We start from the raw sequence: 13541 nt of genomic DNA on the forward strand, positions 1-13541 counted from the left end.
CGGTCCGAGCATCCGGAAACTCTCCGCTTCGCTGACCGCACGTGGGTCCGGCGTCGCGTCCCGGAGCCGCCAATCCCAGGATCGACAGTCCGGATTTTACGCGCGCGTCCGGGCGCTGGCTAGGAGCAAACTGCTACATGTGGACGTGCAGGCGCCTGGCTGCTTCGGAGATGGAACCGCTCAGTGACGGGTAGACCGCGAAGGTGCTGGCGACATCGTCCACGTGCAGTTTCTGCTTGACCGCGATGGAGATCGCGAAAATCAGTTCAGATGCGTTCGGCCCCACCACGACACCGCCGATCACGGTGCCCGAGCCCTTGCGGGCGAAGATCTTGACGAAGCCGTCCTTGGCGTTGCGCATCTTGGCGCGGGCATTGCTCTTCAGCGTGAGCTTGACGATGTCGCCCTGATACTTGCCGGACTCGATCTCGGCCTCGGAAACACCCACGGAGGCGATCTCCGGCGAGGTGAAGATGTTGGACGCCACCTGGTGCAGCTTGATGGGCGTCACGCTGTCGCCGAGGAAGTGCGCAATGGCGATTCGGCCCTGCATGGCTGCGACGGAGGCCAGCGCGAGAACGCCGGTGCAGTCGCCGGCGGCGTAGATGTTCGGCGCAGTGGTGCGGGAAACGCCGTCGACTTTGATGTGGCCGCTCTCGGTGAGCGCCACGCCAGCCTCTTCGAGACCGATTCCGGCAGTGTTGGGGATGGAGCCCACGCAGACCAGGCAATGGCTTCCGGTGACCTTGGAGCCGTCCCCGAGGGTGACCACCACGCCATCCTCGGTCCGCTCCACAGTTTCGGCCCGAGAGCGGGACAGGACGTGCACGCCGCGGCGCTCGAACACTTCCTCCAGCACCTCCGCGGCGTCAGTGTCTGAACCGGGCAGCACCCGGTCACGGCTGGAAATCAGGGTGACCTTCGAACCCAGGCCGTTGTACGCGGAAGCGAACTCGGCGCCGGTCACGCCCGACCCCACCACGATCAGTTCTTCGGGAAGCTCGTCCAGGTTGTAGATCTGGGCCCAGTTCAGGATGCGTTCACCGTCAGGCCGCGCAGTCGGCAGCTCGCGCGGGTGGGCCCCCACGGTCAGCAGGATGGCGTCGGCCTCGACAGTCTCGGTGCCGTCGGCGGTCAGGACTTCGATGGTACGGTTGTCCACCAGCTTGCCGGAACCGAGCAGGATGCGGACGTTCTGCTGCTCCAGGCCGGCCGTGATGTCCCGGGACTGCTGGCGGGCGAGGCCGAGCAGCCGGTCGTTGATGTGCTTGAGATCCGCACGCATCACGGGGACGAAGTCACCGCCGTCGACGTCGAACTTGACCCCCAGCTCCCCCGCCTCACCGACGCGGGTCATCAGGTCCGCCGTCGCAATCAGCGTCTTGGAAGGCACGACGTCGGTCAGCACGGCTGATCCGCCGAGGCCGGCACGCTCAATAATGGTGACCTTGGCCCCCAGCGAGGCGGCAACCATGGCGGCTTCGTAGCCACCCGGGCCTCCGCCGAGAATTGCGATTCGGGGTGCGCTGAAATCAGGGTGCATAGTCACAATCAACCATTCTCTCCCACATGGCGCCGCACCACCAACAACCAGGGCTGACCCCGCGGTCCCCGGGCGGCTGAGTTTGCGCTGTCCACCGCGGCGCCCGCACGATAGCTTGTACCAGTGAGTAATACAGAATTCCTGAACACTGACCCGTTCGAGGCGGCCCGCACGGCTGCCGACTACATCGCTGCAGAAACCGGCGTCGAGTCGCACGACATCGCGCTGGTCCTCGGCTCCGGCTGGGGTGAGGCAGCCGACCTGATCGGTGAGACCACGGCCACCCTGATGGCCTCCGAGGTGCCGGGCTTTTCCGCCCCTGCCGTGGAGGGCCACGTGGGCACCATCCGTTCGGTGCTGACCAGGGAAGGCAAGCGCGCACTGGTGATTGGGGCCCGCACCCACTATTACGAGGGCAAGGGCGTCCGTGCCGTTGTCCACGGAGTCCGCACCGCGGCCGCCGCCGGCTGCAAGGCCCTGGTGGTCACCAACGGCTGTGGCGGACTCAACGAAAACTGGGCACCCGGAACGCCTGTGCTGATCAAGGATCACATCAACCTCACCGCCACGTCACCGCTCGAAGGGGCCACCTTCGTTGACCTGACAGACCTCTACTCGTCCCGCATCCGCGGCCTGGCGCGTGAGGTAGATTCCTCGCTGGACGAGGGCGTGTACGCGCAGTTCACCGGGCCGCACTATGAAACGCCGGCCGAGGTCCAGTACGCCAAGCGGATCGGCGCCGACCTCGTGGGCATGTCCACCGCGCTGGAGGCCATCGCCGCACGGCACGCCGGCATGGAGGTGTTCGGCATCTCGCTCGTGACCAACCTCGCCGCCGGCATCAGCCCGGTTCCGCTCAGCCACGCGGAAGTGCTCGAAGCGGGCCATGCAGCCGGGCCGCGCATCTCCAAGCTCCTCGCCGAGATCATCGCCAGGCTGTGAGCCGTCAGCTTTCCGGCCGGTTGTCTGTTCCGAGGAGCTGCGCCAGGGTGTCAGGCCGCGCGTCCGGAAACCTGCGTTCGATGGACTGCGCAATACCTGCCACGTTCTGGCGGGCGAGCTCCGTGCGCCAGGCCAGCTCGGCATGGCGCATCGCCTGTGAGATGAGGCAGCTCCGCGTGTAGTCCTCTCCCATGTCGCCGCCCGGGCCGTTCTTGAGGATGCCGTCACAGCGGAAGGCCAGGTCCCTGCCCTCGATGGCCAGCACAACATCCAGCACGGTGATCTTGTCCGGCCGCCGCGATAGCTGAAAGCCTCCCTTCGGCCCCGAAACCGAGTCAAGGATTCCGGCACGCACCAGGGCCTGGAGCTGTTTGTTCAGGTACGCCGGGGGCAGCTTGTGGAGCTCGGCCAGCTTGGCGCTGCTGATGGCCTCTCCCGCAGGAGTCCATGCCATATTCACACAGCAGTGCAGGGCCCACTCCACGCCCTGGTTCATCTTCATTCCGAGACACTACGTGTCCAGAATTTCCGGTGTCAAGGGATGCCGAAGGCCCGGCATCCCGGCGGGAAGTGACCGGACGGATGGCTTGTCCGGCACCGCTCTGCACTGCTTTGACGATAGCTTGGTTCCTATGACCTCTTCCGCTGCCGATTCCCAGCTGTTCAGCGACGCCCGTGCATGGGCCGACCAGGACCCGGATCCCGCGACCTCCACGGCCTTGGCCGAGCTGCTGACACTCGCCGAAGCCGGCACACCGGCGGCCATTCAGCAGTTGCAGGACAGCTTCAGCGGAACCCTGCAGTTCGGCACAGCCGGCCTCCGGGCAGCGCTAGGCCCCGGGCCCAACCGGATGAACCGTGTGGTGGTCCGCCGCGCAGCGTCGGGTTTCGCGGGCTTCCTGGCCGCAGCGGTGGAAAACGCGTCGCCCGGAACCCGGCCGCGCGCCGTCGTCGGCTTTGATGCCCGCTACAACTCGGACATTTTTGCCGAAGAGACCGCCGCGATCTTCACAGCGGCAGGCATCGAAACCTTCCTCATGCCGGCCGCGCTGCCCACTCCGCTCCTGGCCTATGCCGTGCGCGCGCTCGACTGCGACGGCGGAGTGATGGTCACAGCCAGCCACAACCCGCCGCAGGACAACGGTTACAAGGTATACCTGGGCCGCCATGCCGTAGAGGAGAGCGGCCGCGGCGCGCAGATCGTTGCGCCGTACGATGCCCTGATCGCCGCGGAGATCGACATGGTGGGAGCGCTGGACACCATCCTGCTGGCCGAGGACGGCTGGACCGTGCTGGAGCCGGGCATCACCGCAGACTATGAGGCCGCCACGGCGGCGTTGGCAAACCGGGACCTCTTCCCCGCCCGCGACCTCAAGATCGTGCTCACGCCCATGCACGGAGTGGGCGGCGACACGGCCGTTGCCGTTCTCAAAGCCGCCGGCTTCGCCGACGTCTCGCTGGTCAGCGAGCAGGCCGAGCCCGACCCGGACTTTCCTACTGTCAGCTTCCCCAATCCGGAGGAACCCGGCGCCCTGGACCTTGCCCTCGCGGCCGCCGTGGAGGCTGATGCGGACATCGTCCTGGCCAATGACCCCGACGCCGACCGGGCTGCGGTGGCGGCCAAGGACCCGGACACGGGCGCATGGCGGATGCTGCGGGGCGATGAAGTGGGCGCGCTGCTGGGCGCGCACGTTGTGGAGCGGCTGGCGGCCTCCACAGAAGAAGCGCACGACGGCGTGTTCGCCAATTCGATCGTTTCCTCACGGCTGCTGCAGCGCATCGCCGCCGCGGCCGGCTACGCGCACGAGGAAACACTCACGGGATTCAAGTGGATTTCCCGCGTGCCTGGCCTGCTTTACGGCTACGAAGAAGCGCTGGGCTATTGCGTGGCCCCCGACCTCGTCCGGGACAAGGACGGCATTTCGGCGGCGGTCCTGATCGCCGAGCTCGCGGCGGCTGCCAAGGCGGGTGGCAAGACCATCTTCGACACGCTGGACGAGCTGTACCTGGTGCACGGTCTGCACGCGGGTGATCAGCTGAGCATCCGGGTAGCGGACCTCGGCCTGCTGGATGCCATGATGAACCGGCTCCGCGTGAGCCCGCCGGAATCGTTCGGCGGCTCCGCCGTGGAATCGTCGATCGACCTGGCCGAAGGCAGCGACGAACTGCCGCCGACGGACGGCCTCGTCTACCTGACCCGAGACCTCACGCGCGTGATCATCCGCCCCAGCGGCACCGAGCCGAAGCTCAAGTGCTACCTGGAAGTCATCCGGAGCGTGGGATCTGCCGCCGAACTGCCGGAGGCCCGGCTGGCCGCGCGGGCCGCCCTGGACCAGGTGCTGGGCGACGTCCGCGAGGCCTTGGGACTGTAGGAGCGTCGGGCTAGAGCTCGATTTCGATGTAGCTGTCTTCGACGCGGGTGTTGAACGTGGCCAGCTGCAGTCCGGCATCGCCGAAGCACTCGCCGGTCTCAAGGTCGTAAACCTCTTTGTGCAGCGGCGACGCGATGGTGGGGCGGGTGCCGCGCGACCCGAGGATGCCGCGTGCCATCACGAAGGCGCCGGTGGCCGGATCCTCCTGGGCGACGGCGAAAACCTCACCGGGTGCGGTGCGGAACAACGCCACCTGGCGGCCGGCAACAAGTGCCGCTTCGCCCCAGGCGAGCTCCAGTTCGTCCACGGCGCAGACCCGGTGCCAGCCAGTGGCGTATCCGGTTTCAAGATCCTCAAGTTCCAGTGTTGCCGTCATGTCGGCTCCTCTCCCTGTGCCTGCTTCCCGGCGGAAGGCCGGTTCCCGCGAGGCGTATTGCGGCCTGCTTCAGCCGCCAATGCGGCGGTATATTCAAGCTAGGCTGCCGGTGTTTCAGAGGCGTGCAGTCAATGTGTCCGGAACGTAAAAGACACCTCACCTGTCCCGAAACCTGTTCGTGATGCAGAAGTTAAGTTCACGAAACATAAGGGAAACTGAAGCGAAATTCCCTTTGCCTAGTCTGGATGGACAAGCTGCAGAGCACCGTCTGCGGCCCAGCGAAAGGCCCACAGTGACCGAACAGACTTCAAGCACAGAGACACCACGCCGCATCGTGGTCGCCGGCGGCGGCCCCGCAGCCCACCGTTTTGCGGATGCTATGCATGCGCGTGGCCTCGAAGGCTGGCAGGTAACTGTTCTCACGGAGGAAGCGCACCTGCCCTATGACCGCGTTGCCCTGAGCAAGGCCCTCACGGACAGCACCGTTGACCTCACGCTTGGCGCCGCATCCATGTGGGACCACGACGTACTCAATCTGAAGACCGGCGAGCGCGTAGTTAAGATCGACACCACGGGCAAGACCGTAGAAACCGCCGCCGGCAGCACGTACGAATACGACGAACTCGTGGTTGCCACCGGTTCTGATGCGGCCAGGCTCCCGATCCCCGGCGCCGAGCACGTGCACGTTTACCGCACGCTCGAAGACGTCTGGGCGATCAACAAGTCCATCGCCGAGCTCACCGAGAAGTTTGGCCGCAAGATCAATGCCGTCACCATCGGCGGCGGGCTGCTGGGTCTGGAATCCGCAGCCGGCACCGAGCAGCTCGGTGCAACCCCGGTCGTCATCAACGGCGCCCCCTGGCTGATGAACACCCAGCTCGATGAAGGCGCCGGCCAGGCGCTGGGCCGCCTGATCGAATCCAAGGGCTTCGAGGTCCACGGTGGCGTGTTCCCCACCGAAATTCTTGCCGACGACGACGGGCAGGTCACCGGCGTGCTGATGGCCGACGGCCGCACCATCCCCGCTGATCTGGTGATCGTGGCCATCGGCGTCAGGCCCCGCGATGAACTCTTCCGCGCCGCCGAGGGTGAGGAGTCCTTGTTTGATCTTGGCCCCCGCGGCGGCGTGGTTATCAACGATGACTGCTCCACCCAGGTCCCCGGTGTCTGGGCCATCGGTGAAGTGGCGAACTTCGGCGGCATGTGCCTCGGCCTCGTTGCTCCGGCCAACACCATGGCCGAAATCGTGGCAGACCGCCTGCACGGCGGCGAGGCGACCTTCCCTGGCTTTGACACCGCCACGAAGCTGAAGCTGTCAGGTGTTGACGTTGCAAGCTTCGGTGATGCCTTTGCCAAGACCGAGCACGCCCTCGAAATCGTTTACGCGGACCCTGCCCGCGGTGTTTACCAGAAGATCGTCACCACGGATGACGCCAAGACCCTGCTCGGCGGCATCTTCGTGGGCGACGCCACTCCGTACACCAGCCTGCGCCCGCTCCTGGGCCGTGAGCTTCCCGCTGAACCGGGTGCCTACCTGACGGCGGCCGGCGGCGGCGACGCCCCCGAGACCGAGCTGCCGGACGACGCCATTCTGTGTTCCTGCAACAACGTGTCTGCGGGGACCATCCGGGACACGGTCAACGGCTGCGGGGCCTGCGACGGCAACGCTCCCGTTCAGGAACTCGGCGAGCTCAAGGGCTGCACCCGCGCAGGAACCAGCTGTGGTTCGTGTGTGCCGATGCTCAAGAAGCTGCTCGAAACCGAGCTGACCAAGTCCGGCGTCGAAGTCTCGAAGGCACTCTGCGAGCACATCGAGCTGTCCCGCCAGGAACTCTTCGATGCCATCCGCGTCCTCGAACTGACCTCCTTCGAAGAGATCATGGCCAAGTACGGCACCGGCGCCGGCTGCGACATCTGCAAGCCGACCATCGCCAACATCCTGGCCAGCCAGAACAGCGCCTACGTGCTCGACGCCGGCCGCGGCACACTGCAGGACACCAACGACCGCGCCCTGGCCAACATGCAGAAGGACGGCACCTACTCGGTGGTCCCCCGCATCGCCGGCGGCGAGATCACCCCGAAGAAGCTCGGCGTTATTGCCGCCGTGGCCGAGAAGTACAACCTGTACACCAAGATCACCGGCGGCCAGCGGATCGACATGTTCGGTGCGCGGCTGGAAGAGCTCCCGGAAATCTGGAAGGAACTCGTGGATGCCGGCTTCGAGTCCGGCCAGGCCTACGGCAAGAGCCTGCGCACGGTGAAGTCCTGCGTCGGTTCCACCTGGTGCCGCTTCGGCGTCCAGGACTCGGTGGCCATGGCCATCCAGCTGGAACTGCGCTACCGCGGCCTCCGCAGCCCGCACAAGCTCAAGATGGGAGTCTCCGGCTGTGCCCGCGAATGCGCCGAGGCCCGCGGCAAGGACGTCGGCGTGATCGCCACCGCCGACGGCTGGAACCTGTACGTCGGCGGCAACGGCGGTGCCACCCCGGCCCACGCCCAGCTGCTGGCCAAGGACCTCGACGACGAGACACTGATCAAGTACATCGACCGCTACTTCATGTACTACATCCGCACCGCGGACCGGCTGCAGCGCACCGCCCGCTGGCAGGAGGAGCTCGACGGCGGCATCAAGCACGTCGAGGACGTGGTGGTGCATGACACCCTGGGCATCGCCGAGGAACTCGAGGCGGCCATGGCCAAGCATGTTGACACCTACGAGGACGAATGGGCTGACACCCTGAAGGATCCGGAGCGCCTGCGCCGGTTCCGCTCCTTCGTCAACGCCCCCGACCAGAAGGACGACTCCATTTCCTTCGTCCCCGACGAGCGCGGCCAGATGCGCCCGGCCACGGCAGAGGAAAAAGGGAAGGTCCTGATCGGGGCTTCCATCCCCATGAGGCCCAGCGATGAGAACGAGGTATAGGCATGCAGCTCAGCATTGATCTCACCGGCCGCGAAGTCCTGGTCACCGGCTCCGACCACGCAGCCCGCCAGGCCGTGCGCCGCTACGAGGCCGCCGGCGCTGTCGTCTACCGCCTCAGCACCCCGCAGGGTGCCGGGCATGACGGCCCGCTGCCTGAACGCCCGTTCCTCGTGGCAGCGATCGACGACGGCCAGCCCGGCTGGGAGGCCCTGCTGGACAGGTGCCGCGCAACCGGCATCCCGGTGGCTGCCGAACCGGCAGCCGGCCCGGTCGGCCACGTGACTCTCGTGGGCGGCGGCCCCGGCACCACCGAACTGCTGACCGTGGCGGCCATCAAGGCGCTGCGCGATGCCGACGTCGTGTTCTACGACCGGCTGGCCCCCTACCAGGAGCTCCCGTCCCTTACCTCGGCCGAACTCGTGGACGTCGGCAAGAAGCCCGGGCACCACAAAGTCAGCCAGGGCGACATCGAGAAGCTCATGGTGGAAAGCGCCCTGGCGGGCAACAACGTGGTCCGCCTCAAGGGCGGGGACCCCTACGTCTTCGGCCGCGGCGGCGAGGAAGTTGCTTCCTGCGTCGCCGCCGGCGTTCCCGTCCGCGTGATTTCCGGCGTCACCAGCGCCATCTCGGTACCGGCTGCAGCCGGCATCCCCGTGACGCACCGCGAAGTCAGCCACATGTTCACCGTCGTGTCCGGCCACGCGCCGCTGACCGACAAGGAGCTCACCCACCTGGCTGGCCTGGGCGGCACGATTGTGGTCCTGATGGGCATCGGCACGCTGCACCACCTGGCCGCGGGACTGCGCCGGGCCGGCATGCGTGCCGACATGCCGATGGCCGTGGTCGAGCGCGGCTACCGGCCCGGACAGCGGACCACGATCGCCGAACTAGGGACGATCGCCTCCGCCGCCGCCGGCTGCAGCAACCCCGCCGTCCTGGTCATCGGCGAGGTGGTGCGCGTGGCTGAGGCCAACCGCGGGCATGCCGAGGCCGCCGCCGATCTTGACCGCCTGGCGGCCTCGCTGCTGGGTTCGTGAACGACATGAGCGCATTGAATGCCATTGCCCCCGCCGCAACAGGCCAGGCAGGATCAAAGCTGCAGGAATCGGCTGCGCCTGAGGCTGCCGAATCTCCGCTGGAAGGATTCCGGATCGGCGTCACCTCACACCGCCGCTCCCGCGACCTGATCGAGGCACTGGAGCGCCGCGGCGCCGAAGTGCTGCACGCCCCCGCCCTCAAGATCGCCCCGGTGAACGAGGACATCAGCCTCATCGAGGACACGAAGGCGATCATTGCCGCGAAGCCCGACCTCTGCATCGCCACGACCGCCTACGGCATGCGCCGCTGGTGCGAAGCGGCGGATGCCTCCGGGATCGGGGAGGAACTGCTCGAAACCCTGGCTGCCTGCCGGATGTTCGTCAGGGGGCCCAAAGCGCGCGGCGCTGTCCGCGCGGCCGGCCTTGCCGACGTCGGCATCAGCAGCGACGAAACCACCGCCACTCTGGTGGACATGCTGCTGGCCGAGGGTGTGCGCGGCAAGACCGTGGCGGTGCAGCTGCACGGCTACACGGACGTGCGCCAGCTCGAGCGGCTCCGGATGTCCGGCGCGACAGTCCTCACCGTCACCCCGTACCGCTGGGTTAAGCCCGACGGCGCCGATCGCCTACCGCGCCTGATCGAGGCCGCCTGCAGCGGCAACCTGGACGTCCTGACCTTCACGAGCGCCCCGGCAGTGGACGCAATGTGGAGCACAGCGCACGAAATGGGACTGTACAAGCAGCTCGTGGAATGCCTGAAGACCACCGTCACCACCGCCGTCGTAGGTCCCGTGACCGCCCAGCCGCTGCTGGACGCCGGAATCACCCCGCTGGTTCCGGAACGGTTCCGGATGGGCGCCCTGATCCGGCTGGTGTGCGAGCACCTGGCCCTGAACCACGTCCGCCGGCTGGACACCCGCTCGGGCCTCGTGGAACTGCGCGGACGCTCGCTGCGCATCGACGGCGAGCCGGTGGAGGTTGCCCCGGCGCCCCTGCTGCTCCTGCGGGCACTCCTCGGCGCGGGAGGTGCGGTCCTCTCCCGGGAGTCGCTCTCCGAACTCCTGGAACTGCGCGGCTCGGTGCACGCGCTCGACATGACCGTGAGCCGGCTGCGGTCGTCCCTGCCGGACGGCAGCCTGGTGGAAACCGTGGTCAAGCGGGGCTACCGGATCCGCGTCTAGCGCACGGACAGCCTCAGCAACGCGGGGTCACTCCGCGCCCATCCCAGCGTGTGGAATGGGCGCGGAGTGACCCCGCGTTGGTTGTATTACCGGCGGGTAAACACTGGCGAACAGGCAGGGATATTTCCGCAACAGCCGGGAAACCTGCGCGAAAAGCCGGCCGCCTACGCTGGGTCCCATCAGCACAACAGGGCCCGAGATCCGGCCCGCCTGGTGCAGCATCTGAAAGGGCCCCCACATGTCCGCTCCGGCACAGTTTCCGCCATTTGCCACCGCACCCGCCTCCGAATCCGCATCCGCATCTCCCGTAGGTTCGCCTGCTTCGGCGCCAAAGATTGTCATCGCCGGCGCAGGCCCCGCCGCCCAGGCGCTGGTCCGCCAGCTCGCCACGGCCAGGTTCCGGGGAACTGTCACCGTGCTGAGCAGCCGTGACGACGCGCCCGATGAGCTGCTGGAACTCGCGGCCCTGCCGTTTGTCTCCGTGCGTTTCGGCCAGCCTGCAAGCCACATCGACGCCGCAGCCCGTGTGGTCACCACAGCCGACGGTATGGACTTTGGCTATGACCAGCTGGTGATCGCCACCGGCTCGACGCCCGCCCACTCGCTGGTTGAGGGCTCCAGCCGGTGCCTCAGCTACTCCACCATCGATGACGCCGCGAAGATCGGCGACGCCGTCAAGGTGGTCACGAGGGTCCTTGGCCGGCGGCCGCTCGGAATCCTCGTCGGCACCGGCGCTGCCGCAGGGCAGGCCGAGGCCGTGCTCCGCGCCAGGGGTGTCCGACCCGTCCGGACGACCGCCCGGCCAGCCGCCGTCGTCCCCTCCCCGGCCGGCTCCGTACTGCCGGCCGCCGGCATTGTTTTCGATGACGGCAGCCGCATGAACGGCGACCTCGTGGTGCTCGCCGAAGACCGGATCGCCCGGGACCGTCTCGCAGCCAGCGCAGGGGTCCAGACTGCCGCGTCCGGCGGCGTCGCCGTCGGCAGGGACTTCCGCTCGTCAGTGCCCGGCATCTGGGCAATCGGTGACGCGGCGTCGTTCGACGGCGTCAGGCTGGGCCTGCTTGTGGCCTCAGATTCCGCCGCGGGCGTCTGCGCGGCAGAGCTGATGACAGCAGTCCCGGACGTCCGGCTGGCTGCTGCCGCATAGCCTCCGGCAGAGGCGGCCGGCTATGGCAAGATGGTCACTCAAGGAACCGCGACAACCGCGGAGACTGCGGCCCACGAGGCCCATGGAAAGGACCAGCATGAGCAACGAAGCCAGCCCGGGAGCGGGCACTGCAACAAGCCCCGCAGGAACCCCTGTCGTCGGTGCTGAACCGTCCAACATCGCCTCCTATATCGACCACACGCTGCTCAAGCCGGAAGCCAGTGAGGCGGAGATCCTCAAGGTATGTGCCGAGGCTGCCGAGTACCGGTTCAAGTCGGTCTGCGTCAACCCCGTCTGGGTCAAGACCGTGAAAACCGCCCTCAAGGGCTCCGGCGTGCTGACCTGCTCGGTGATCGGATTCCCGCTCGGAGCGACCCCCAGCGACGTCAAGGCCTTCGAGGCGCGGGGCGCCGTGCTGGACGGTGCCGACGAGATCGACATGGTCATCAACATCGCCGACGCCCGCGCCGCAGACAAGGGCGCGCTCGTGGACGACATCAAGGCGGTGGCCGAGGCCGTCCACGCCGGCGAGGCAATCCTGAAGGTCATCATCGAGACCGCCCTGCTCAGCGACGACCAGAAGATCCTGGCCTGCGAGGCAGCCGTCGAGGCCGGAGCCGACTTCGTCAAGACATCCACAGGCTTCAACGGCGGCGGCGCCACCGTGGAAGATGTCGCCCTGATGCGCCGGACGGTCGGTCCCGGCCTCGGCGTCAAGGCCTCCGGCGGGGTGCGTTCCCTGGCGGACGCTCAGGCTATGATTGCTGCAGGTGCAACACGTATTGGTGCCAGCTCCGGAATTGCGATCGTCAAGGGCGAACAGGGTTCGTCCGCTTACTGATCCGCCGGCGGCCGCCACAGTTTGAGCCCCACGGGGCCGAGGAGGAACGAATGTCCAGCAAGATCGACACGCAGACACCCCAGAACGAGAACAGCCTGGTCACCAGCGTTGTCCTCTTCGCAGTGATGATGGCCCTTTTCCTGGGAGCCATCTACTCGCTGTCCTTCCTGTCGCTGGAGAACCCCTGGCCGATGGCCGTATGCCTGGGCCTGTTCGCCCTCGCCTTCTGGATCCCGCAGACCATCCTCGGCCGCTCGGACTCCGCCGGCGAGCACTGACCCGCCCGGCCGCAGCCTAAATACCCGAAGCTCCGGAACTTTCCGGAGCTTCGGGTATTTAACGCGGCTTCAACTGTCAGGGCAGGCCCGGCAGGCTGTCGGCGAGTCTGCCGGCGAGGGCCAGGGCGGCGGGAAAGTGGGTGCCCGCCAGGGTCAACGCTGCGAGGCACATGCCCACCATGGCGTAGGCGCTGACCGGAATGAGCACGAGCCATTCCCGCCGGGATCCAGCCCGTCCCAAGAGAGGGATGGACAGCGCCCCGTTCGGCCGCCAGAAGCTCTTCAGCACGGACAGGCGGCGCAAGAACTTCGGTGGCCTGATCACGAGCGGCCAGAGGAGCGGCACTCCCCCGGTAGTCACGAGGTCCCCGACGATGTGGACCACGACGCCGGTCAGCATGGACACCGGCAGCCAGGTCCACTGGTCCGGCGCGAACCAGGTCACCAGCCCTGCCATGGTGAGGGCGAAGACCCAGTTGGTGATCCAGCCGGACTTCGGAAAAAGCTTCAGGGCCTTGGCCGCGATGTTGATCATGAACATGCACAGCACGCCGGCGCCCACCGAGAGTACCCCAGAGCCCGTCTGCAGCTGGATCTGGCCGGCCATGGCTGCAAGAAGCACGAAGAAGGCTGCCCCCAGCACCGAATGCGTGCCCTGCCTGTGCCCGCCGCTGGCGTTCTCGATGCCCACCGCAATTGCATTGGACAGCGGCGGCAGGGAGTGCGCGATGGTGCTGGAGCGGTGGTCCCAGTCGCACACCAGGGCGGTCCCCGCGGTCGCCATGCCGCCGATCAGTACGCCGGTGGCATCCAGGGGGTACCAGCCCAGGGCGTACGGTCCCGTCGAGGCAACAGCTATCCACGCCGCGGCTCCTGACGCGGCGTGGTGTCCTCCCATCAC

General features: G+C 67.2%; 12 protein-coding genes. 8 read left to right on the forward strand and 4 right to left on the reverse strand.

The annotated features are described in order from the left end of the window. Positions 1-133 precede the first annotated feature (133 nt). The gene (locus AC1DD3_RS03385; protein WP_230121266.1) at positions 134-1549 is read right to left on the reverse strand and encodes an NAD(P)H-quinone dehydrogenase; all 1416 of its coding nucleotides are present in this window, start codon (positions 1547-1549) and stop codon (positions 134-136) included. 117 nt (positions 1550-1666) lie between these two features. On the opposite strand from AC1DD3_RS03385, the gene AC1DD3_RS03390 reads away from it, so the two are divergent. Continuing rightward, positions 1667-2485, forward strand: a complete 819-nt coding sequence (locus AC1DD3_RS03390; protein ID WP_476880938.1) for a purine-nucleoside phosphorylase — start codon at positions 1667-1669, stop codon at positions 2483-2485. A gap of 4 nt (positions 2486-2489) precedes the next feature. Here the strand turns inward: AC1DD3_RS03390 and AC1DD3_RS03395 are convergent, their stop codons facing one another. Beyond that, complete coding sequence (locus AC1DD3_RS03395; protein WP_230121264.1) at positions 2490-2987, reverse strand: RrF2 family transcriptional regulator; 498 nt, start codon at positions 2985-2987, stop codon at positions 2490-2492. 130 nt (positions 2988-3117) lie between these two features. Between AC1DD3_RS03395 and AC1DD3_RS03400 the strand changes: the two genes are divergently transcribed. After that, positions 3118-4857 (forward strand): phospho-sugar mutase, encoded by a 1740-nt coding sequence (locus tag AC1DD3_RS03400; protein ID WP_230121263.1) that lies wholly within the window; start codon positions 3118-3120, stop codon positions 4855-4857. Between the two features lie 10 nt (positions 4858-4867). Here the strand turns inward: AC1DD3_RS03400 and nirD are convergent, their stop codons facing one another. After that, positions 4868-5233, reverse strand: a complete 366-nt coding sequence (gene nirD, locus AC1DD3_RS03405) for a nitrite reductase small subunit NirD (protein ID WP_476880939.1) — start codon at positions 5231-5233, stop codon at positions 4868-4870. Between the two features lie 292 nt (positions 5234-5525). Here nirD and nirB point away from each other — a divergent pair, with 292 nt between their 5' ends. The 6 genes from nirB (at position 5526) to AC1DD3_RS03435 (ending at position 12640) form a co-directional block, all read left to right on the forward strand. Further along, positions 5526-8156 carry a nitrite reductase large subunit NirB gene (gene nirB, locus AC1DD3_RS03410; protein WP_230121261.1) on the forward strand — a complete coding sequence of 877 codons (2631 nt, stop codon included), beginning with the start codon at positions 5526-5528 and terminating at the stop codon, positions 8154-8156. A gap of 2 nt (positions 8157-8158) precedes the next feature. Continuing rightward, positions 8159-9193 (forward strand): uroporphyrinogen-III C-methyltransferase, encoded by a 1035-nt coding sequence (cobA, locus tag AC1DD3_RS03415; RefSeq protein ID WP_230121260.1) that lies wholly within the window; start codon positions 8159-8161, stop codon positions 9191-9193. A 14-nt stretch (positions 9194-9207) separates the two neighbouring features. Further along, on the forward strand, positions 9208-10374 hold the full coding sequence (locus AC1DD3_RS03420) for a uroporphyrinogen-III synthase (RefSeq protein ID WP_476880996.1): 1167 nt from the start codon (positions 9208-9210) through the stop codon (positions 10372-10374). A gap of 238 nt (positions 10375-10612) precedes the next feature. After that, positions 10613-11521, forward strand: a complete 909-nt coding sequence (locus AC1DD3_RS03425; RefSeq protein ID WP_230119828.1) for an FAD-dependent oxidoreductase — start codon at positions 10613-10615, stop codon at positions 11519-11521. Between the two features lie 97 nt (positions 11522-11618). Next, positions 11619-12362, forward strand: a complete 744-nt coding sequence (deoC, locus tag AC1DD3_RS03430) for a deoxyribose-phosphate aldolase (protein WP_230119829.1) — start codon at positions 11619-11621, stop codon at positions 12360-12362. Positions 12363-12412: 50 nt separating this feature from the next. After that, positions 12413-12640 (forward strand): hypothetical protein, encoded by a 228-nt coding sequence (locus tag AC1DD3_RS03435; protein ID WP_230119830.1) that lies wholly within the window; start codon positions 12413-12415, stop codon positions 12638-12640. Between the two features lie 76 nt (positions 12641-12716). On the opposite strand, the gene AC1DD3_RS03440 is transcribed toward AC1DD3_RS03435, so the two are convergent. Then, positions 12717-13538, reverse strand: a complete 822-nt coding sequence (locus AC1DD3_RS03440; protein WP_476880940.1) for a metal-dependent hydrolase — start codon at positions 13536-13538, stop codon at positions 12717-12719. Positions 13539-13541: the final 3 nt, after the last annotated feature.

The organism is Arthrobacter sp. 05T444, assembly GCF_056395905.1.